The following is a 21180-nucleotide window of genomic DNA, read 5'->3' as shown; positions in this document are numbered from 1 at the left end:
AACAGCAGCTTGCACATAACCAAATGGAAGAAAACTTTCAGCAAAATCCGTTCAGCTTAAGGATCTTATGCGCTTCGATCGATGCTCGAAGCTCACCCTCGGAAGTGCGGTCGCCTTGGTTGGCATCCGGATGGTGCATTTTGAGCCTTTCCTTATAGCGGCTTTTGATTTCCTCCGGTGTCGCATCCGGCGAAAGACCGAGTGTCTCAAATGCCTTGGTTTCCAGCACCTTGAGTTTGCGTATTTGGAAATCAGTCTTTTGCGCCTGGCGCTGCGCGGCGGTTTTGCGGGCATTCAACGCCTTTGCAGAACCGGAACGGACAGTGGACGGGAGCGGAGTTTCGGAAGCCTGATTGACGCTGGTCCCCCAGGTCGGACGGCCGCCGGTGGCCGCTTCCCTCTGATAGCGGGCAATATCCTTGTCAGATAGATTCGTCGCGAAATTATACCCCTTATTATACTCCTTCACGTGCTCAATACAGAAGAACAGATACAGGCCTTCAGCATCCCGCCCGACAGGCGCGCGGTGCGTGCCATTCTTTTCGCAGCCGTCCCATTGGCATCTAGGACCGGTGGGTTCGCTCTGCGGAACAGATCTCTTACGAGCCGATTTAAGGCCAACGAATATCTTCGAATCAAGCGTCATGCCACCTATATGGCGGCAGCGCGTCATGTCGGCAAGAAATTACGAATTGGCTGTTAGCGGGTTCCAAGCATCTGCGGATATTCCAGCCAATTCACCAACCACCTGCAGTGCGAATGAGATTGTCACGGGTTGGTGGTTCGATTCCGCTCAAGACCTGCAGCTTGCGCGGCATCGTAAACTTAATGGGCGTGGGGCAGTCGTAGCCTGCTTGCAGCAGGGCGTTTGATGCCCGAATGATTTTTACCCACAGGTTGATCGCCTCTGAACGTAGTTCGCGATGATCGCTGGAGGAGATGTCGTGTCTGGGGATTTGGAACAGGTTGGCAATCGGATCATGGATGGAGACGAAGCGCTGCAAATGGCGCTGTGACTTGAAGCGTTTCATGATCCGTTCCCGTCGCCGGACTGGCTGGTGGGAATTTTCCGCCCGATCATTCAAGCTTTTATGCGAACGGTGTTCGACACTTGGCATAATCTCGCGCTTTGCAGCGTCATAGGATCGAAGCTTGTCGGTGATCATCACCCGCGGCGCGCGGCCTTGGCCCTTCAACAGTTTGCGCATAGACGCTTGGCCGCCTTGGCATTGCGGCGACTTTGCACCAGAACCTCCAGGACGAAACCGTTCTGATCGACGGCGCGCCAGAGCCAGTGCTTCTTACCGCGGATCGAAACATCGGCCTCGTGGAGGTGCCACTTGTCACCCAGCCGACCGGCTGAGCGGCGGCGGATCTCGCTGGCAAAGGCCCGCCCGAATTTCTCTGCCCAAAGCCGGACCGTCTGGTGTGAGACAATAATCCCTCGTGCCGCCAGCATGTCCTCGACCATCCGCAAGCTGAGAAGAAAACGGAAATAGAGCCGGACAGCATGGGCGATGATCTCGGGAGGAAAGCGATGGCGGCGGTAGAGTGGGTCACGGTCTGTCATGGCCCGCCATCTCATATCGACGTCCACGTTTCGTTACGTTGACGATGCCCTCGAAGCTTTGATTCGACGGATGTTGGTTATCGTGTCTGCGAGTGAGCTGTCTACCAGCATGGCCATTTCTTCAAGGGCACCTTCAGCATTCTGAGACGCAATTTTTTCAAATACTTTTGCGTGGTCGCCAACAGGATCATGATCATGCGTTAGTGTTGGAAGCATCACCTGTAGCTTCACGGACCAGCGTAGCGTCGTCTGGATCGCTGGCCATAACGATGCCACCGCCTCGTTTCCGCAGTTAAGGAGAATATTTTTATGAAACTCGATGATGGCGTTGAGCCAACCTCCTGTGCGCGGATTTATACCAGCCATTCTGGCAAGGGAGTCAGCGAGTTCTGACAATTGTTGGTCGGTTCTCCGCCTCGCAAGCAGGGCGGCCGCGCTGGGCTCAACGATCTTCCGCAGTTCGAACAGATTATGAATAAACTCGTCACTCGCACCGAGTTCGAAATGCCAAGCCAGGATATCCGGGTCCAGTATTTGCCACTCAGATCGTGGGGAAATGCGAGTACCGACCTTGGGAAGTGCATAGACCAATCCCTTCGCCGCCAGCGTCCTGATCGCCTCTCGATAGGCACTTCGGGAGACCCCCAAAGATGCACTGGCGTTGTCCTCATTGGGCAGAAGCGAGTCAGGGGGCAGCGCGCCGGTTATGATATCCGCGGCAATTCTGTGGGTTACCGTCCCATGCAGTCTGGACCGGCTGGTGGCGAACAGGGGATCGGCGTCGACAAGAACGTCACTAAGATTAATTCGATCAATCCCGAACCGCTTCGGCGGTTCATCGAGAAGGAGTGTCTGCATCCGGGGCTTTTCACTGACGACCTCGCGAGCGACCGCACTGGTCTCACGGTTCTTGATAAACTGAACGATCGACCTCGCCGCATTGGTCACGCTGTCGACAGCACCGACAAAATGCATGCATCCGTGCGGGAGCGTGGACCAAAGGGACAGCGACACATCTGTGCATGCCTTGGCCAACTCTCCGTAGAATGCCAGGGTGTCATCCAGAAGCAAATCGCATTCCGCGCCAATGCACAAAGTAGGAGGAAACGTCGATAGATCAGCTCCGAGCGGACTGAGAAGGCCGTTTCTGTTCTCGACGGGAATGTGAGGAGCGTAGAGGTTCCAGAACCAACGCATCTGCGCTTCGCTCAGTCCAAACCGCCCATCTCCATAAAGTCGATGGGAGGAAAGGTTCATCTGGGGAGAATAGGCCCCGTAAATCGAGATAAATCCGGCAACGCTGCGCCGCTCATGAATGGGCAGCCGCAGGATTGCCATCGCCGCGATATTGGCCCCGGCCGAATCCCCCGCAATGAAGACCGGCGAGCCAAGACTTTCAGTCAACACCATAGAAATCACGGCTAGGCATTCATTGATCGCGGCTGGATAGGGATGCTCCGGCGCCAAGCTGTATTCGATCGACATGACGCGACCGCCAAGTTCCGAAGCCAGCCAGCGCGTAATATGATCATGGCTTCTGATGCCGCCAATCGCCCAGCCGCCGCCATGAGCGAAAATTACGGTCGGCCCGATTTCCTCGGGGTTATACACCCTTACTTTGACGTCTCTTGTCGGAGTAGAAAATATCCGATCTTCTGACTTTACATCGAGGGACACTCCTTTGGAGGCGGCGTCGGCGTACTCGTTGATCCAGCGGCGCGCACTGCTCAAGTCGTATGTGCCGTCCTCCTGGGAAGCAACCTCCCGGTCAATTTCGGTCATCCTACGGGACAGATCACTCGAAATGATGTTGTCCGCCAGGCCTAGGGTACTTCTGTCCAGCAGCAATGCCATGGATCGCTCCGAATTGAACGCGTGTTGTGCGGTGTTCTACATAACTCCGACAACAGTGTCCATTCGATTGACGTTGTCTGAGAAATGAAATAGGAAATGCGAACTAGCCCGACAACAGGGAGATTGCGGGACAGTTCGGCCAAATGCAGTCGGATTAAACCATCAAGCAGAGGCTTGTTGGTCTGAGGATTTCCATGGGAGGAAACATCATGTTCAAACGCTCGACGACTTTCACCAAATTCGGCTGCATTTCACTTGCGCTTCTTGGCGCGGTGAGTTTTGCTGCAAGCAACCCTGCGTCGGCGGAAGAAAAGAAGATCAAGGTCGCCTTCGTCTCGGGGCCGCTCAATGACTCATTTTTTCCGCCTTTGTATCAGGGTGCGCAGGACGCTTCGAAAGCCCTGGGGGTCGATCTGAATTATATTCCGATTGACGAAGCTGACATCGAAGCATCGTCTGCCCGCACGATGCAAGCCGCCATCGCCCAGCATCCGGACGTGATCGTGGTCGGAGATTTCATCACCAACGTTGTCGACCCCTTCATCAAACAGGCCGTTGCTGCAGGAATACCGGTTTACGTCAACCAGTCCGGACAGGACAGCTGGGAAAATGTTGGCGCATTTGGCTTCGTCGGCCAAAAGGGCCCCGATGTCGGGAAGGTCGCGGCAAAGAAGCTTCAGGAAGCTGGCTCCAAGAAGATTCTTTGCGTCATCAACGTTCCTGGTAATGCGTACCTTCAGGCAATCTGCAAAGGCTTAGCTGAAGAAGCGAAAACGCTGGGTGTGGCATCCATCAATCTCGAATTGCCGACTGCGGATTCGACGGACCAAGGCAAGGTGGCCCGCGACATTGGCGCCTTCATGCAATCGCACCAGGGTATAGACGGCATCTTCACGGAAAACGCTGCCGTCGGTACGGCGGCGACCAATGCGGTGGACGTTGCTCAGATGACGGGTAAAGTCAGAGTGGGCACCATGGAAGTCTCCAAGGTGGCTCTCCAGCAGATCAAAGACGGCAAGTTGCTATTCCTCATCAACGAACAGCCCTATCTTGATGGCTACTACGGCGTGTTGTTTGCCTACCACTACGCGAAGTTCGGACTGGCGCCGGTTGGCGTCGTTTCGACAGGTCCCAGCGTCGTCGACAAGGTCAACGTCGACAAGATCAGCGCCGTGTTTGACACATACCCGAATGTGATCGGCTCCAAGTGATCGATTAGCAGTGCTCGCGCATGTGGCTTGCTCCATGAGGAGCGTGAGCATGCGCGAAAGCACCTTCAGCGTTTCATGGTCAGGGAGATCAGTTGGTGATTGGGAAAGAAACCATCTCACAGGCACAGCCGCCAAATGCACTTCCAGCGGTCAGCGTGCGCCGGGCGACGGCGACGGGAAGCGCTGCTGCGCTCCGGCGCATCATCCTTCGACCGGAAATCGGGGGCGCCATTTCGGCTATAATCGTGTTTCTGTTCTTCGCGATCGCGGCGGGTTCGTCCGGGTTCCTCAGCGTTCTTGGCACGGCTTACTGGCTCGATACGGCGTCGGAGCTGGGAATTGTCGCAATTCCGGTCGGCATGTTGATGATTGCCGGTGAGTTTGATCTTTCCGTCGGCGCGATGGTCGGTGCCGCCTCGATGATCGTGGCGATCTGCACCGGGTATTATGGGCTAAGCCCCCTCGTCGGTGTTGGCGTCGCCTTCGCGATAGCCATTCTGGTCGGCTTCATGAACGGCATGATCGTCGTCAAAACGAAATTGCCCTCTTTCATCGTCACCCTCTCCACCATGTTCATGACCACCGGCGCGATTCTTGGCGTGTCGATTGCCCTGACGGGATCAAGCAGTATTTCTGCCGTGCCAACCGGGTTGGCGAGCTTCATCTTTGCCTACAAGTGGAACGAATTTCACATCTCTCTCCTGCATTGGGTGATCCTTGCTTCGTTGGCAACATGGGTGTTGCAGAGCACCCGGTTCGGCAATTGGATCTACGCGACTGGCGGAAATGTGGACACCGCTCGCTTGGCTGGCGTCCCGACAAACCGGGTGAAAATCATACTCTTCGTGCTGAGCGCGATGGGGGCTGCATTTGTCGGCGTACTCCAGACCTATACGTTCCAGAACGGCAGCGTCACGCTTGGGGCGCAGTATGTCTTCAGTGGCATTGCTGCCTGTGTAATTGGTGGCGTCCTGCTGACCGGCGGGTACGGATCCCTCGTCGGCACCGCGTTTGGCGCAATGACCTACGGGATTGTTTCAATGGGTGTGTTTTTCTTGGGCTGGAACGCGGACCTGACGGAGCTCTTTATCGGAGCGCTGCTGTTGATGGCAGTGATGACCAACAATCGTCTGCGCCGCTTTGCGATGGGGCGTTGAGAATGAGTAGCTATGAACAAACTCCGGTCATTGAACTGCGCGACACATCCAAATCTTTCCTAGGTGTCCAGGCTGTCAGTCATTTATCCATGGCGGTTCTGCCGGGTCAGGTTTTCTGCCTCCTCGGAGAAAACGGTGCCGGCAAGTCGACGGTCATCAAAATGCTCACGGGGGTCGAACGTCCGACCACCGGTGAGATCCTGGTCGATGGTGAAGTCACAGAATTCACATCGCCGCGCCATGCACGCGAGCGCGGTATCGCGACTGTCTACCAAGAGGTGGGTACGCTTCCGCTCATGAGCGTGGCCCGCAACTTCATCCTGGCTGCGGAGCCAACAAAAGGTTGGGGACCCTTCCGACGCCTGGATCTCGACAAGGCGAGTGCGATCGCCATCGCAGGCCTGAGGGAACTTGGCATCAATCGTATCACTGACGGTAGCCAGCTCGTGGGGACGATGTCGGGAGGCGAACGGCAGGCTCTGGCAATCGCCCGTGCGCTTCATTTCGGTGCACGTCTCCTCGTTCTCGACGAACCTACAGCGGCGCTTGGTGTTCGAGAATCCGCCAGCGTCTTGAAACTCATTCACACTGTACGCTCGCGGGGAATTGCCGTCGTTCTCATCACCCACAATGCCTACCATGCCCATTCCGTCGGTGACGCGTTTCTAATTCTGCGGCGTGGTGAGGTTCTCGCAAGCTTTAAGAAAGGCGAGAAGTCTGTAGGTGAAGTTATCGAACTAATGGCGGGAGGCGAAGAGCTAAGGTCTTTGCTGACGGAAGCAGAAACGAGCCTTGCATCGATCTGATGTTTTCGGAATTAGGTAGCAACTGCCACGAGACTCGGATCCGCCGAACTCATAGGATCGTCGCGATCCGATGGAGTGGTTGCCTATGGTTTTTGTTGCAGACGAATTGAAGAGAAAGCGGGCCGAGATCGGCCTTCACATCGAAGAACTGTGAAGCAGATCGTGGTACTTGAGCAGCAGCAGGCTGCGTTTGATGTCGTCATCAGATCCTATGAGCCGGATTACTCGCCAGTGTCGGATGGCAGTGCCGTGCGCCGCCGCCGAAAGCTGGATGGAGTCGATATGAACGGCATCTCTGTGCTCTTCAAAGGCTTTGATCGCCGCAGTTTCGTGCTGCGCACCCTGCAGGAAGCGGGACGGCCAATCACAACAGCCGACTTCGCTGCGGCTTTTGCTCGTGAGAATGGACTTGGCGAATATGACGCGAGGCTTGGCCTCATTGGCAATCGTTTCTCGCGGACGTGGCCGGACGCCGGCGAGCTGACAAGCTCTCCGGCGGCAAACGAGACCGAGCTCGTCGAGTGTCAGCTTGTGCAGGCGTATTCAAGCAAGGATCACGTGGCGTTGTGTGCAGAGGTGAGCGATGTTGCATTCCAGGACATCACCTCCCGCCAAGAAGCGGCCCTTGCCGAACCCGACGCCGGGGGAGTGCCGGTCGCAAGGACGTCGCCCGGCAGTAGCGCCGCTCTGCGCCGAACCGCATGAAATTCGCAGACTTGGTGCACGCGTCTCTGCTTTCAGAATGACGGTCTGCTCAATGAGGATTCCAATTGCCGCAACGCTCCCTGATTAGGCCGCGACGAAAGCGGAGCCCGATCAAGGCGGTCCCGGCTGAGACGCTTCCGAGTGTTCCAACAAGGGTACCTTCGTAGACGAATGGCGTGATGAATAGTGCGCCTCCCAGAAGCACGTTCAGGTATCGAACTGGCCGGGCGACTTCCGCGGCGGCGACCGAAATCACGGTCAGAACAAGCGCGCCGATCATGGTCCGCATTGGCCATGTTGCCTTCGGCTCCGAGCGTAATGATCGGGCGGAAAATACCCACCAGCCAGTCCGGCGACGGGAACGGATCATGAAACGCTTCAAGTCACAGCGCCATTTGCAGCGCTTCGTCTCCATCCATGATCCGATTGCCAACCTGTTCCAAATCCCCAGACACGACATCTCCTCCAGCGATCATCGCGCACTACGTTCAGAGGCGATCAACCTGTGGGTAAAAATCATTCGGGCATCAAACGCCCTGCTGCAAGCAGGCTACGACTGCCCCACGCCCATTAAGTTTACGATGCCGCGCAAGCTGCTCAAGGGCCAAGGGGTAGCACCGCGCGTCATGGTGACCGACAAGCTGCGCTCTTACGCCACCGCGAAAGCTGGATTGATGCCGAGCGTCGGGCATCGTTCGCACAAGGGCCTAAACAACCGCGCAGAAAACTCTCATCTTCCTCTTCGACGGCGAGAGCGACGCATGATGCGCTTCAAGTCGACACGGCAATGCCAGCGCTTCGTCTCAAGCCATGGCCAGATTGCAAATCTTTTCCTCCTTCATCGCAAACATCTGACAGCCGCCGATCACCGCCAGCTCCGAGCTCACGCCATCTCGACATGGCGTAAAATCGCCTGGTCGATCGCTGCCTGAAACTCGCCACACAAATCCTCGCCACGAAGTGCTACCAGTTAAGGCGACGCAACAAAGCCTATATAGCTAGCGCCGCGTCGGCTGAAACGAAATCAAAAATGCGCCCGGGCTGCGTCAGCCATATTTGGTCGCGATGCGCGGCTATATGGTCGAGTGCCTGGGTCAGGGCCGCCAGCCGGAACGGCTGACCCGAGATGAAGCTGTGCACCACAATGCTCATGACAAGCGGTTGACGTTCGGCCGCCAGAAGCAACTCGTCGAATTCGTCGATGATCATCGTTGCGAAGTCGCGCGCCGTCGTCTGCCGCCCGATCAGCGTCGAGCTGTCATTGAGTTCCAGCGCATAGGGCAGGGCGAGCACGGGCGAGGATGTGGTTTTCAACCAGACCGGCTGGTCGTCCATGCGCAAGTCGAGAAGATAGGAAAAGCCGGCCCGCGGCAGCAGGTCCAGCGTATTGTCGGTATGGGCGAGCCAGGGGCTCGACCAGCCCTTGGCCGGAAAACCCTGTTCTGATGTGATGCGCTCCTGGACTGATTTGAGATAGGCGAGTTCCTCGGCAGGCTCCATGCCAGCGAGGGTGTCGGAATTGGTGCGGCCATGGCCGACGATCTCGGCGCCAGCTTCCGCCGCGGCCTTCATCAGGGAAGGCGCATGGTCGTAAACCTCGGTATTCAACAGGATCGCAGGTGCGATGCCGCGCGAGGCGAGCCGGTCGAGCAGGCGAAAGCCGCCGACGCGATTGCCATAATCGCGCCACGAGGTATTGACCATGTCGGGCTTGCTGGCGCCCGGAATGATATCCTCGGTCAGCCCGTCGCCGAAGCGGTATTCCTCCACTCCGAGCGCGACATAAAGCGCCAATCCGGCGCCGTTCGGCCAGCGGTAGTCGGGACGTTCGGTGATGGGGGAAAACTCGTATCGTCCGTGGCTTGGAAGCATTGCAATTCTCCCGATCAGTGCTCGTCGGCGTAGCCGAGCCAGCGGTTCATGTGGATGTCGCTGGCAGCGGCTTTTGAGACCATCTGCTGGTAGTAGGGCAGCCAGCGGTCGGCTTCGAGGCGCGCTGCCGTCAAGGCGCCTTGACGGCCGCTGAATATCTCACGCGCTTCGGCACGAATGGCCGCCTCGTCGACGGTCGCCAGACGATTGCCATCGAAGACGATGCGGCCGGCAACCATGGTCAGGCGTACCGAACTGCCGTTTTCGCAATAGACCATCTGGCGGTGCACATCGTTCAGCGGCGTGAAGGCTCCACTGTCGAGATTGACGAGCGCAAGGTCGGCGAGCTTGCCGGGCTCCACGCTTCCCAGGCTTTCGCCGCGCCGCATCGCCTGGGCACCGCCCTGGAAGAGGCATTCGAGAATTTCGGAGGCGGTGGGCCAGCGTCCATAGTCGGGTCCGCCGATATTGTGGATCAGGCCCGCCATCTTCGCGACGGACCACATATTGACTGCGTCGTCGGCGATGGCCTCGTCCGTACCCAGGCAGATGTTGATGCCACGATCACGCAGCTTGCGGAACGGCATGACGCCGCTGCCGAGGCGCAGATTGCTGATCGGATTATGGGCGACCGATGTGCCGGCCTCGGCGATCAGGTCGTAATCGGCATCGTCCATCCAGATCGCGTGGATGACATTCATCCGCTCCGAGAGGAAGCCGAGATCGGCGGTATAGCGCACCAGCGAGCGCCCTGCGAAGCGCGGCTGTTCATCGGCAAGCACCCGTTGCAGCTTGGTCTCCAGCATATGGGTGTAGAAAGGCAGGTCGTGGGCGCGGCTCAACGCGTCGAGTTCACCCATATAGTCCGGCGATACGCGCTGCGGCGCGGAACAGGAGACCGCCGCCGACAGCCGTCCGCCGTCGTGGCCGTGCCATGTTTCTATGAGGTGGCGATAACATTCGAGCAGCCTCGCCCTGCCGAAAACCGGGGGCTCGCGCAGTTCCGCGCGCAGCGTCTCAGGCAGCATCTCGGCGAGAAACGGCAGCTTGTCGAGTTCCGCAAGCTCCGGCTGATCGAGCGCGACTGTCGCGCGGATGCCGACATCGCGATAGGCCTGCATCACCGCATCGATGATGTCGGGCGTCGGATGCGGCACGAAGAAGGCGTCGTCCTGGACGGACGTCGTGCCGTTGCGCAGCATCTCCATGGCGGCGAGCATGGTGCGGACATAGGCTTCGCGCGGCGAGGGGCGCAGCGGCTCGAAATCGGGGGATTCGTAGAGCATGAAGATTTCGAGCGGCAGGCTCGGCAGCATGCCCTTCATGTGGTTGACCGGCGAATGGAAATGCGCGTTGATCAGGCCCGGGATCAAGAGGTCTCCCTTGCCCTCGACGACCTCGGCATCGGCCGGCGCTAGGCGCGCGGCCTCATCTCCGACGGCGCGGATGGTGTTGCCGTCGACCAGCACATGGGTCTCTCCGGAGGAACCTTCGGCAGGCTCCTGGGAAAACACCCTTACGTTCCTGAAGAGGATTGCCATCTCATGTCTCCGGCCGGCGCAGCGCCGGCATAGTGAAGCCCGAAGGCGGAAAGTCGTAGGTGGATCGTTTCGAGGTTCTGATCCCGGTCGCAACCAGCCCTTCCGCCATCTTCAGTCCGGCGAGCACGCCGTCGATGACAGGGACGCCGAGTTCGGCGCTCAAGGGCGCGACCATTTCGGCCAGTCCGGCGCAGCCAAGGATGATCGCCTCGGCACGGTCGTTCTCGATCGCGAGCCGGGCTTCGGCGGCGATGATGGGATAGCTCGCCGCAACATCGTCTTCCAGATCAAGAACGGGCACTTCGACTGCGTGCAGCGAGCAGCGATGCAATAGGCCGGTCTCATGGAGAACACGCAGCGAATGCGCTCGTGTGCGTGGCGGCAGCGTGACGATCGCAAAACGCGAGGCAATCATCGCCGCTGCATAGAGTGCTGCTTCCGTCATTCCAACGACAGGTCCCCTGGCGATCTCACGGGCCTGATGCACGCCGGTATCGCCAAAGCAGGCGACGACGTAACCATCGATGCCGTTTGCCTCGCCCTCCGTCACAAGTTGCATAACGCCGAGTGCACCGAGAGCCTCTTCCGCGTGGCTCTCGATCGAGGCCGCGCCAATGTCGGGATTGGCGGCGAGAACCTCGGTGCCCGGTGCCGCGATGGCGACGGCACTTCGCAGAAGGCGCTCGGTGAAAGCATGGGTAGTGTTGGGATTGATGATCTGGATACGCATGATCAGGTTCTGCCTCTCACCGCCGCCAGTCCACCAGACGCCGTTTCGCCTGCGCAGATGTCGCCACAAACAGCGGGTCGACGCCGTAGCCCGATACCGTGAAGGAGGCGGCGACGCTGCCGGCGCGCGCGGCCGTTTCCAGGTCGCAATTTTCCTGCAGCAGCGCCGCCATGAAGGCGCCGCAAAAGCTGTCGCCGGCGCCTGTTGTATCGACGACATCTGCCTCAAGCGCCGGAACCCTGATTTCGCGGCCATTGCGGCTGTCGTAGAGCAGGCTGCCATCCGGACCGAGCTTGACCACGACGATCTCCGGGCCGAGCTCGGCAAAGGTCCGTGCGGCGGCACTCCAGTCGTCATGGCCGAGCAGTTGCCGTGCCTCTTCCGCGCTCGGCAGGAAGATATCGCATTGGGAGATCAATGCTTTCAGGCGCTCCTCATTGCCGGCGATGTAGTCTTCCTGCGGATCGAGCGCGACCAGGGCGTGGCTGTCGCGTTTCAGCGCAGCGACGAGATCGATCTGCGCTTCGAGTGTCATCGCGAGAACGAGAAAGGCCTCGGCGCTGCGATAGAGCTGCGGAATGTCATCCGGCACCGGCGAAAGGGTTTGAAAAGCCTCCTCGCCATTAAACAGCGTCCAGACGCGGCCGCCATTGGCATCGTAATCGATGCGGTTGTGCAGTGACGGCAGATTGCGCGGCGGCAGGCCGAGATCGGAGAGTCCGGCCTTTCGGATTTGCTCCTCGATCTTTTTCGGCCAGTCGGAGCCCACGGGGGCGACCATCTCGCTCGCAGTTTCAAAAAAGCGGGCGGCGAGGCAGGCATAGAGCGCGTCGCCTCCGGTGCAGTCCGACTTCTCGGTACCGTCGGGCAGCACGACATCGTCGATCGTCAGATTTCCGAGGCAGACGAGGCGAGGGGGCGTCATCACCTGTCTTCAGCTCCCGTTTTCGGCGCGGCGGAATTTTTCCATCGCCACATGATAGGCAAAAAGCTGCACCGGCACGGAATAGACAAGTGCGGCAAGGCTTTCCGGCACAGCGGGCAATCTCAGCACGATATCGGAATATGGATCGAGCATAGCTTCGCCCTCCGTGACGACACTGTAGATCTGGCCCTTCCAGCGCTTGCCTTCGAAAGCCGTGTCTCGCGCGCGGTAGACCGATGGGCCAGATGGCGCGATCAGAAACAGCGGATCACCTTCCTTCTGGGAATTGTAATGATGGAATTCCTCGAGCGGAATGGCAATGCCCTGATCGGGCGAGCATTCCTTGACCTTGGCCGCGCCGAACATGGCGCTGGCATAAGCCGGGCCGCCGCCGGCATAGAGATAGACGAGCCGATCCCTCTCGCGCTTGGCAATCGCCTCTATCGCCGGTTCATGGACCTCGATCACACCGGCGATCTGCTGGGGCACGGCATCGAGCGCCGCCTGCCAGGTCTCGACGAGATCCGGGTTCAGGCCGGTGGTGCGCGCCCAATCGAGCGCAAATTGGCAAAGGAGCGCCAAGGCCGCAGTGCTTGCTTGCGTCGGCCAACCCTTACGTTCGGCGCGCACCATCAGGCCATGATCGGATTCCGTCATCAGCGCCGAACCGGGCGTGTTGCTGAGGGCAAGCGTGCGGGCGCCGAGCGAGCGGGCGATCAGCATCGCCTCGACAGTGCGAGTGGTCATGCCGCTGGAGCTCAGCGTGATGACGAGCGTATCGGGGCCGCTGGTGCGGCTGGCATAATAGGCATAGTCGAGCGCCTGGATCGGCTCGACGGGAAGACCGAGCAGTTCCTCGAAAAACAGCCGGGCGCCGATCATGACGGCAAGGGAATCGCCACAGCCGGTCATGACGATGCGCTTGATGCCGAGGCCGGCGAAGGCGGCGGCCGTTGCTCTCGTCGCCTCGCGCTCTTCGGCCAGCGTCGTGCGGATCGCCTGCGGCTGGGCCAGGATCTCGACGCGTGTGAGTTCGACGCGGCGGCGGCGCTTCTCATCCAGCGGATCGTCGGTCGGAAGCGCATCCATCAGCCGCGCCTCCTTCTCGAAAAGCTCCTCCACCAACTTGCGCGAATGCTGATCGAGCGGCGAGTCCGGTGCGAGAAGAGGGGTGACGAATTGCTCGGTCATTTCGGGACTTTCTGGTTCGGCAAGAGGCGATGTCACACGAGTTCGCAGCGTCGGCTGAGAAGCTGGGCGGCAAGGAAACGGCCCGGATCCGCCTGATCCTGGCTGCGATTGGGATCGTAGCCGCTGGCGATCGCCATGGCATAGGCCAGCATCTGCAGGGGTGCCGGCACAAGAAGCGGTGCGAGCCAGGCCGGTGTCTCCGGCACGCTGAGGCGGTAGGTGGCGCCTTCGACGGCAACGCCCGCCGTTTCGATCGCAAGCGTGCGCATGCCGGCATGCGAAAGCGCTGTCGCCGTGTTGGAGGCAAGGCGGCTGATCTCCGGCGTCGAGGCCAGCAGCACCACGAGTTCGTCCTGGCGGCTGGACCAGAAGAGACTATGGGCGAATTCCTCGATCTCGCAGCTCCAGACCGGGGCTTGAATGACCTTCACCAGCTTTGCCGCGCCATAATCGGCGGTCGCCCATTCCGGGCCGGCGCCAAGCACGCGTACACCGCCGAGACCGGCCTTGAAGACTTCGGCGCAGATCGCAGGAAGCTGGGTGTTGCAGATGTCAAGCGTCTTCGGAATGGTCGTCTCGAGCAGGCGGGCGACTTCCGGGCCGCGACAGCTGACGGCAGGCTTGCGGCCGGCTGCATGCGCTGCACCTTCGACCAGCATCATCAGACCGAGGATCGTGCCGCTGTAGCGTGTGGTGCCCGTCAGGAACGGGGCGATATCGTCGATCTTCAGCGAAGCGACGCCATTGGCCGCTGCACCCATCTGCGCGCCGTCCTCATTGGTCAGTGCGACATAGCGGCCGCCGGCTTCGCGGATGCGATTGGCCGCGGCAATCGTGCGGTCGACTGTGCCGGACATCGAAATGGCAACGGCCCGATCCGCCGATGTCGGCTGCCGGGACTTCGACAGCAGGAAATCGAGGCTGGTGACGCCTTCGAGTGGCATGTCGAAAGCTTCGCCGGCAATGCCGCCGATTGTCCTTGCGGCAAACCAGCCGTCGCCGCAGCCAAAGGCGTAAAGGCTGCCGCCGGCGCCCGGTGCAAGCTGCTCGGCGCCGATTGCGGAAAATTCCGGGAAGCGGTCGAGAAGGCGGGCCAGAACATCGGCCTGCCGCATGATATCCACCAGCATGTGTGGCTGGGTCGCTGTCGTATCGGTCATTGTCAAACTCCTGATTTCCCAGAAACTGCTCATTGTCCCTGCTGCGCGCAAGGAAAATTTTCGAAAAATTTCGATAGCGCCGATTTAAAAAATATGAGATCAAATTTTAGGCAACTAAGGAGCGGGGAGTGCAGACATGGCGGCATTGAATGCGATGGGCCGGCACGCGCGGATTCTGGAGGTTCTGGAGGCCGAGGGAAAAGTGTCGGTGATGCATCTGTCCGACACGCTGCGGGTCTCCGTCGTCACCATCCGCAACGATCTGGAACTGCTCGAGCGCCAGCAGGTGCTTCGGCGTATCCGGGGTGGGGCGCTTGCCGTTCGCGCAGCGCGCTTCGAGCGCCCGATCCACCTGGCGAGCCAGGCCTTCACGGAAGAAAAGCAACGCATTGCCAAGGCCGCTTCCGCATTGGTGCGCGACGGCGAGACGATCATGATCGATGCCGGGAGCACGGCGCTCGCCTTTGCGCGCTCGCTTTCCAAGTCCTTGAATGATGTGGCAGTTGTGACGAACGCGCTCGACGTTGCCATAGCGCTTGCCGACCATCCCGGCATTCGCGTCGTTGTGACCGGCGGTACGCTGCGGGGCGTGCAGCGGTCGCTGACCGCGCCCTTCTCGACGCTGATCATCGAGCAGCTGAACGCGGATACGGCCTATGTCTCCTGCACCGGCATTGCCGTCGACAAGGGTTTCACGACAGGCAGCTGGGAAGAGGCGGAGGTCGAGAAAGCGATGATCGCAGCGGCCAGCCGCTGCGTCTTTCTCGCCGACCACAGCAAGATCGGCCATGTCGGTAGCGCGCGCGTCGCCGATTTGAAGAAGGCAGACTTACTGGTGACCGATAGCGATGCGCCCCCCGAAACATTGCGGCTTTTCGAAGCGGAAGGGCTTCGCGTGCTGACCGCGTGATGGGCAGATCCGGCGGTCTCCTGCCGTTTTTGTGGTCATCTTCGAGGCGCTTGACAGGCATCGTTGTCAACTTTCGAAAAAATTCCATTGTCAAAAACGAGAAAAGACGCAAGCATCGATGCCGGGAACAAACAGAAAGAAAAGGGAACCAGCACATGACATCAGGTCCTTCCTTAACCAGGCGTCAGCTTGGCCAGGGCGCCGCCACGCTAGCACTTCTCATGGGCCTTCCCCGGATGGCCTTTGCACAGGCCGCCCCGGTCGTCATCGCCTCTGAAGAAGACGTTTCGACGCTTGATCCGCATCTCATCCGCAACAACCACCCGATCGGCAGCGTCGTCTGGTCGGTCTTCGACAGCCTCGTTCGCCGCAATGCCGACGGCACGCACGAACCGCGGCTGGCGCTGAGCTGGGAACAGGTCGAGCCGACCCGCTGGCGCTTCAAGCTGCGCGGCGGCGTCAAGTTCACCAATGGCGAGGAATTCAACGCCGAGACGGTGAAGTTCAATTTCGAGCGCATGAACGTTTCGCCCTACAATGCCGAGAGCCAGCTCTGGCCGCAGACCAACCTGAAGTCCGTCGATGTCGTCGATCCCATGACCGTCGACCTGGTGACCAGCGAGCCGACGATCAACATGCTCTACTGGCTGGAAGAGGCTTTCATCGGCGCGCCGGCCTATATGAAGAACACCGCTCCCGACGTCGTCGGCGCCAGTCCGATCGGCTCCGGCCCTTATATGTTCGTGGAATGGAAACAGGGCGACCGCGTCGTGCTGAAGTCCAATCCCGGTTATTGGAACGGCGAACCCTCGATCAAGGATGTCATTTTCCGCGACATTCCGGAACTCTCCTCCCGCGTCAACGAGCTCAAGGCCGGCAGCGTCGATATTGCCGTTGGCCTGACCCCTGACAGCGCCGACCTTGCCAAGTCCGATCGCTCCACGGTTGTTGCCGTCAACGGCTTGCGCAAGATGCACATGGGCATCTCCTTCACCGGCATCGACGCGCTGAAGGACAAGCGCGTGCGCCAGGCGCTGAACCATGCCGTCGACGTTACGACGATGATCCAGACGCTCGAACACGACATGACGAAGCCGCTCGCTTCCATCGTCAATCCGCCGAACAATAATCCCGATCTCAAGCCCTTCGCCTATGATCCGGACAAGGCGATGGCGCTGTTGAAGGAAGCGGGCCATACCGATTTCGAGATCCCGGTCGCCTATGGCAAATATCCGGGCGCCAAGGAAGTGTCTGAAACCGTTGCCGCCTATCTGGAAGCGATCGGCCTGAAGCCGAAGCTCGAAGCCTATGAAACCGGTCAGTTCACGCAGATGCTGCGCGAGAAGGCCTTCAAGGGCATTTATTATCACGGCTGGGCTTCGCTCATTAATCCGTCGGTCGAGCTGGTCATCCTAACAAGCGACGCCGTCGACAATTCGAACGGCTACAACAACGCGGACTACGACAAGCTGGTCAAGACCGCGTCAATCACGCTCGACGAGACCAAGCGCAAGGATCTGCTGCTCAAGGCCGAAACTGCGATCTGGGACGATTGCCCCTGGATCTATCTCTGGTACCTGCCGGCGATCTACGGCGTTAGCAGCCGTCTCGATTTTGCGGCGCGTCCGGACGATTATGTCGAGATGTACCGGTCGAAGCTGAAGGCCTGAGACGAGCAAAAATAACATTCGGGGGCTCGCAGAGGCTGCGGGTCCCTTCGTCCATTCCGTTCTGCAGGCGGAAGAAGGGCGAAAGCATGGAGACCATGATCTTGACCTATCTTCTGCGGCGTCTTGTCCGCGCCGTCCTCGTCCTTCTCGGCGTCAGCTTTGCCACCTTCCTGGTCGCGCATTCGACGGGAGATCCGATAACGCTGCTCGTGCCGGGCAACGCGACGGTTCAAGCGCGCGCCGAACTTGCGGCGCATCTCGGGCTCGACCAGCCGCTGATCGTACAATACGGCCTGTTCTTGTGGCGCGCCTTGCACGGCGATCTCGGCCAGTCCTTCCTCTACAGCCAGAGCGTCGTCGGCCTCGTCGCCAATCGGCTTGGCCATACGTTCATCCTGGCGGCATCGGCCTTCTCGCTTGCGCTGGTCCTCAGCCTGACACTCGGCGTGCTTGCAGCTCTCTATCGCAATAGCTGGATCGACCTGCTGGTGACGGGCTTCACGATGATCGGGCTCGCCGTGCCCGCATTCTGGCTCGGCCTGATGCTGATCCTGATCTTTGCCGTCCAGTTGCACATGTTTCCCGTCTCGGGTTCCGAAGACGCCGCCTCGATCATCCTGCCGGCGCTGACGCTTTCGATGCAATCGACGGCGCGGCTCTGTCGGCTGGTGCGCTCGGGCATGATCGAGGTGCTGAATGCCGATTACGTGCGCACGGCGCGCGCCAAGGGCCTGCTCGAAGGACGGGTGATCTGGATCCATGCCTTTCGCAATGCTCTTCTGCCCGTCGTCACGATGGCTGGGCTCGAACTCGGCGATCTCATTTCGAGCGCCGTGGTGATCGAGGCGATCTTTGCCTGGCCCGGTATCGGCAGGCTGGCGATCACTGCGGTCTCCTCGCGCGATTTCCCGCTGCTGCAAGGCACCGTTCTCGTTGCCGCCTTCTGCTTCGTCATGATCAACCTTTTCGTCGATTGGCTCTATACGCGTATCGATCCCAGGGTGAGCCTGCGATGATCTCCCTCTTTCTCGCGAAGCTGGCCCGCAACTGGCTCGGCGTTTTCGGCGCGGCAATCATTCTGGCCGCCATTGCAATTGCCGTCTTTGCGCCGCTCGTCGCTCCGATGTCGATGACGGCGATCGATCTGCATGCGCGGCTTTCACCGCCCTCCTGGGTGGTGGGTGGTTCGCCGAAACATCTGCTCGGCACGGATAATATCGGCCGCGATATCCTCTCGCGGCTGATCTATGGCAGCCGCATCTCGCTTGCTGTCGGCACGGCTGCCGCTCTCCTCGGCGCCGTTCTCGGCAGCCTGATGGGCCTGCTCGCCGGCTATTTCGGCGGCAGGGTGGATACGGTCATCTCCTGGTGCGTCGATGTCCAGCTCGCCTTTCCCTTCACGCTGCTTGCCATCTTCCTGCTCGGCACGTTCGGCGGCGGGTTCACCGCGGTGGTCTTCGTGCTCGCGCTCGCGACCTGGGTGAATTATGCCCGCGTCGTGCGCAGCCAGGTGCTGACGGTCAAGGTGCAGGACTATGTGACCGCCGCGCGCTCGGTCGGCGTCGGCACGACACGCACGCTGCTGCGCTACATCCTGCCGAATGCGACCGCGCCCATCATCGTCGTCGCCAGCTTCTCGACCGCCCAGGCGATCCTGACGCAGGCGGCCCTCAGCTTTCTCGGCGTCGGCATCGACGCCTCCATTCCGTCCTGGGGCGCGATGCTGAACGACGGCCGCGATTACCTGCAGAGCGCCTGGTGGATTGCCACCTTCCCCGGTCTCGCGATCGCGCTGACGGTTCTCGGCGTCAATCTGTTCGGAGATTGGCTGCGCGACACACTCGACCCGAGGAGCCTGCGATGAACGCCCCCCTTCTTGATGTCCGTGATCTCAATGTGCGGTTCGGGCCGGTACATGCGGTCCGCAATGTCTCATTTTCGGTCGAGGCCGGCGAGACCGTCGGCGTCGTCGGCGAATCCGGCTCCGGCAAGAGCACGACCATGCTCGCCGTGCTCGGCCTCCACCCGAAGAAGCAGGCCGATGTCACGGCCGAGCGGCTAAGGCTCGGGACGGAAGATCTGTTGGCCACCTCGGAGCGGGCAATGCGCGACATCCGCGGCCGCAAGGCTGGGCTGATCTTCCAGGACCCGCTAGCCTCGCTCAATCCGCTTTACACCGCCGGCTACCAGATCGGTGAGGTGCTGCGGCGCCATCGCGGCCTGGATAAAAGCGCAAGTGCCGCCGAGGCAGTTCGGCTGCTGGAGCATGTCGGCGTTCCCGATCCCGCACGGCGCGCCAGGCAATATCCGCATCAGTTTTCCGGTGGCATGCGCCAGCGCATCATGATCGCGATGGCGCTTGCAGGCCGGCCGGAGCTGCTGATCGCCGACGAGCCGACCACAGCACTCGACGTGACTGTGCAGGCCGAGATCGTGCGGCTGATCCGCAGCCTGCAGGCCGAAACGAAGATGGGGTTGATCTGGATCACGCATGACCTCGCGCTGATGGCGCGCGTGGCTGATAGGGTGGTCGTCATGTATGCAGGCTCGATCGTCGAGCAGGCGCCGGCAGCAGTGCTCTACAGCCGTCCGCGCCATCCCTATACGATCGGACTGCTCGGCAGCATTGCCCGCCTGGACCAGCCGCGCGGTCAGCGAGCCCGGGCGATCCCCGGAGCGCCGCCTGCGCTCGACAAGCCTTTGGCGGGCTGCGCCTTTGCGGCGCGCTGCTCTCTTCGTTTCGAAAAATGTGTCGAGGCACCCCCGCTCTTTCCAACAGGCGATGGTGCTGCGGCCGCCTGCTGGCACCTTTCAGGAGGCAACCGATGAACGAAGCGGCGATGAATACTCCTCCTTTTTTGATCTCGGAAGCTGTCGACCTGAAGCTGCACTATCCCATTGCGGGCGGCGGCTGGGCTGGGCGGAGCGCAACGCGCTATGTAAGAGCGGTCGACGGCGTCGATCTTGCGATTGCGCAAGGCGAGGCGGTAGCGCTTGTCGGGGAATCCGGCTGCGGAAAGTCGAGCCTCGGCCGGGCGCTGCTCAGGCTCGAAGATCCCACCGAAGGTGTCGTCCGCTTTGACGGCCAGGATCTGACGGCATTGTCACAGGCTCTGTTGCGACCCTTGCGCCGGGGCATGCAGATGGTATTCCAGGATCCGTTTTCCTCGCTCAATCCTCGCATGAAAATCGGCGAAACGCTGGCCGAGCCGCTCAGGGTGCATGGCATCGAGACTGGACGCCAGGCCCGCGAGACAGTGGCCGAGATCCTCCACGTCGTCGGCCTCGAGCCCCGTGTGGCGGAGCGCTATCCGCATGAGTTTTCGGGCGGCCAGCGCCAGCGCATCGCGATTGCCCGGGCCGTCATCGCCCGGCCGAAATTCGTCGTTGCCGACGAGCCGATCTCGGCATTGGATATCTCGGTGCAGGCGCAGATCATCGATCTGTTCGATGACTTGAAGGCGCGGTTTTCCCTGACTTATCTCTTCATCAGCCACGATCTGGCCGTCGTGCGCCATATCGCCGACCGGGTCGCCGTCATGTATCTCGGCCGCATTGTCGAGCAGGGCGGTCCGGACGAGGTCTTCGATCACCCGCTGCACCCCTATACCAGGGCGCTTCTCGATGCCGTACCCATTCCCGACCCCGAAAAGGAGCGTCACCGCGAGATCGCCGGCCTCGTCGGCGATGTGCCATCTCCGACCACCGTTTTCCAGGGATGCCGCTTTGCCTCACGATGCCCGCATGCCATGGATATCTGCCGCCAAAGAGATCCTGTCCTGGAAACGGTAACAGCGGGCCATTCCGTCGCTTGCTGGCTACATATGGAATAATGCATGCGCTGGGGCTTTGTCGCAAACTTTTGAAAAGGCCGCGGA

The 21180-nt window shown here is 60.3% G+C and carries 18 protein-coding genes and 3 pseudogenes; 12 read left to right on the top strand and 9 right to left on the bottom strand.

What is annotated here, in order from left to right; genetic code table 11:
- Positions 1–37: 37 nt before the first annotated feature.
- The 3 genes and pseudogenes from FHT86_RS12610 to FHT86_RS12600 form a co-directional block, all read right to left on the bottom strand.
- Positions 38–646: a J domain-containing protein gene (locus FHT86_RS12610; RefSeq protein WP_133707169.1), complete on the bottom strand. Its 609-nt coding sequence runs from the start codon at positions 644–646 to the stop codon at positions 38–40.
- Positions 647–881: 235 nt separating this feature from the next.
- Positions 882–1570: pseudogene (locus tag FHT86_RS12605) on the bottom strand (IS6 family transposase); the annotation flags it as partial.
- Positions 1571–1603: 33 nt separating this feature from the next.
- Positions 1604–3424: an alpha/beta hydrolase fold domain-containing protein gene (locus FHT86_RS12600; protein ID WP_133707168.1), complete on the bottom strand. Its 1821-nt coding sequence runs from the start codon at positions 3422–3424 to the stop codon at positions 1604–1606.
- A gap of 209 nt (positions 3425–3633) precedes the next feature.
- Between FHT86_RS12600 and FHT86_RS12595 the strand changes: the two genes are divergently transcribed.
- The 6 genes and pseudogenes from FHT86_RS12595 to FHT86_RS12570 form a co-directional block, all read left to right on the top strand.
- Complete coding sequence (locus tag FHT86_RS12595; protein ID WP_166656804.1) at positions 3634–4635, top strand: substrate-binding domain-containing protein; 1002 nt, start codon at positions 3634–3636, stop codon at positions 4633–4635.
- A gap of 245 nt (positions 4636–4880) precedes the next feature.
- Complete coding sequence (locus tag FHT86_RS12590; protein ID WP_208116646.1) at positions 4881–5792, top strand: ABC transporter permease; 912 nt, start codon at positions 4881–4883, stop codon at positions 5790–5792.
- A gap of 2 nt (positions 5793–5794) precedes the next feature.
- Positions 5795–6598, top strand: a complete 804-nt coding sequence (locus FHT86_RS12585; protein ID WP_133707165.1) for an ATP-binding cassette domain-containing protein — start codon at positions 5795–5797, stop codon at positions 6596–6598.
- A gap of 75 nt (positions 6599–6673) precedes the next feature.
- Positions 6674–7303, top strand: a complete 630-nt coding sequence (locus tag FHT86_RS12580; protein ID WP_183868794.1) for a hypothetical protein — start codon at positions 6674–6676, stop codon at positions 7301–7303.
- A 317-nt stretch (positions 7304–7620) separates the two neighbouring features.
- Positions 7621–7827 (top strand): annotated as a pseudogene (locus FHT86_RS12575) (IS6 family transposase); the annotation flags it as partial.
- A 6-nt stretch (positions 7828–7833) separates the two neighbouring features.
- Positions 7834–8235: pseudogene (locus FHT86_RS12570) on the top strand (DDE-type integrase/transposase/recombinase); the annotation flags it as partial.
- Between the two features lie 58 nt (positions 8236–8293).
- Here the strand turns inward: FHT86_RS12570 and FHT86_RS12565 are convergent.
- The 6 genes from FHT86_RS12565 to FHT86_RS12540 are packed head-to-tail and all read right to left on the bottom strand — an operon-like array spanning position 8294 to position 14722.
- Positions 8294–9175, bottom strand: a complete 882-nt coding sequence (locus FHT86_RS12565; protein ID WP_133707163.1) for a polysaccharide deacetylase family protein — start codon at positions 9173–9175, stop codon at positions 8294–8296.
- A 14-nt stretch (positions 9176–9189) separates the two neighbouring features.
- Positions 9190–10716, bottom strand: coding sequence for an amidohydrolase family protein (locus FHT86_RS12560; RefSeq protein ID WP_133707162.1), 1527 nt, complete (start codon positions 10714–10716; stop codon positions 9190–9192).
- A gap of 1 nt (position 10717) precedes the next feature.
- Positions 10718–11446 carry an aspartate/glutamate racemase family protein gene (locus tag FHT86_RS12555; protein WP_133707161.1) on the bottom strand — a complete coding sequence of 243 codons (729 nt, stop codon included), beginning with the start codon at positions 11444–11446 and terminating at the stop codon, positions 10718–10720.
- A 16-nt stretch (positions 11447–11462) separates the two neighbouring features.
- A complete protein-coding gene (locus FHT86_RS12550) occupies positions 11463–12371 on the bottom strand; it encodes a carbohydrate kinase family protein (protein ID WP_133707160.1) in 909 nt (302 codons plus the stop codon).
- A gap of 9 nt (positions 12372–12380) precedes the next feature.
- Positions 12381–13562 carry an SIS domain-containing protein gene (locus FHT86_RS12545; protein ID WP_133707159.1) on the bottom strand — a complete coding sequence of 394 codons (1182 nt, stop codon included), beginning with the start codon at positions 13560–13562 and terminating at the stop codon, positions 12381–12383.
- 32 nt (positions 13563–13594) lie between these two features.
- Complete coding sequence (locus FHT86_RS12540; protein ID WP_133707158.1) at positions 13595–14722, bottom strand: SIS domain-containing protein; 1128 nt, start codon at positions 14720–14722, stop codon at positions 13595–13597.
- A gap of 136 nt (positions 14723–14858) precedes the next feature.
- On the opposite strand from FHT86_RS12540, the gene FHT86_RS12535 reads away from it, so the two are divergent.
- The 6 genes from FHT86_RS12535 (at position 14859) to FHT86_RS12510 (ending at position 21135) form a co-directional block, all read left to right on the top strand.
- Positions 14859–15632 carry a DeoR/GlpR family DNA-binding transcription regulator gene (locus FHT86_RS12535; protein WP_133707157.1) on the top strand — a complete coding sequence of 258 codons (774 nt, stop codon included), beginning with the start codon at positions 14859–14861 and terminating at the stop codon, positions 15630–15632.
- A gap of 155 nt (positions 15633–15787) precedes the next feature.
- Positions 15788–17302, top strand: a complete 1515-nt coding sequence (locus FHT86_RS12530) for an ABC transporter substrate-binding protein (protein ID WP_166656803.1) — start codon at positions 15788–15790, stop codon at positions 17300–17302.
- 86 nt (positions 17303–17388) lie between these two features.
- Entirely contained in the window at positions 17389–18318 is a 930-nt protein-coding gene (locus FHT86_RS12525; RefSeq protein WP_133707155.1) for an ABC transporter permease, read from the top strand.
- Complete coding sequence (locus FHT86_RS12520) at positions 18315–19166, top strand: ABC transporter permease (RefSeq protein ID WP_133707154.1); 852 nt, start codon at positions 18315–18317, stop codon at positions 19164–19166. Before FHT86_RS12525 ends, FHT86_RS12520 begins: the two co-directional genes overlap by 4 nt.
- Positions 19163–20131, top strand: coding sequence for an ABC transporter ATP-binding protein (locus FHT86_RS12515; RefSeq protein ID WP_133707153.1), 969 nt, complete (start codon positions 19163–19165; stop codon positions 20129–20131). Before FHT86_RS12520 ends, FHT86_RS12515 begins: the two co-directional genes overlap by 4 nt.
- Positions 20128–21135: an ABC transporter ATP-binding protein gene (locus FHT86_RS12510; protein WP_246779488.1), complete on the top strand. Its 1008-nt coding sequence runs from the start codon at positions 20128–20130 to the stop codon at positions 21133–21135. Before FHT86_RS12515 ends, FHT86_RS12510 begins: the two co-directional genes overlap by 4 nt.
- Positions 21136–21180 lie beyond the last annotated feature (45 nt).

Source organism: Rhizobium sp. BK313, assembly GCF_014193655.1.
Classification (GTDB): Bacteria; Pseudomonadota; Alphaproteobacteria; order Rhizobiales; family Rhizobiaceae; genus Rhizobium.
Note: the sequence above shows the minus strand (reverse complement) of the source record. Positions and strands in the feature narration are given on the sequence as shown.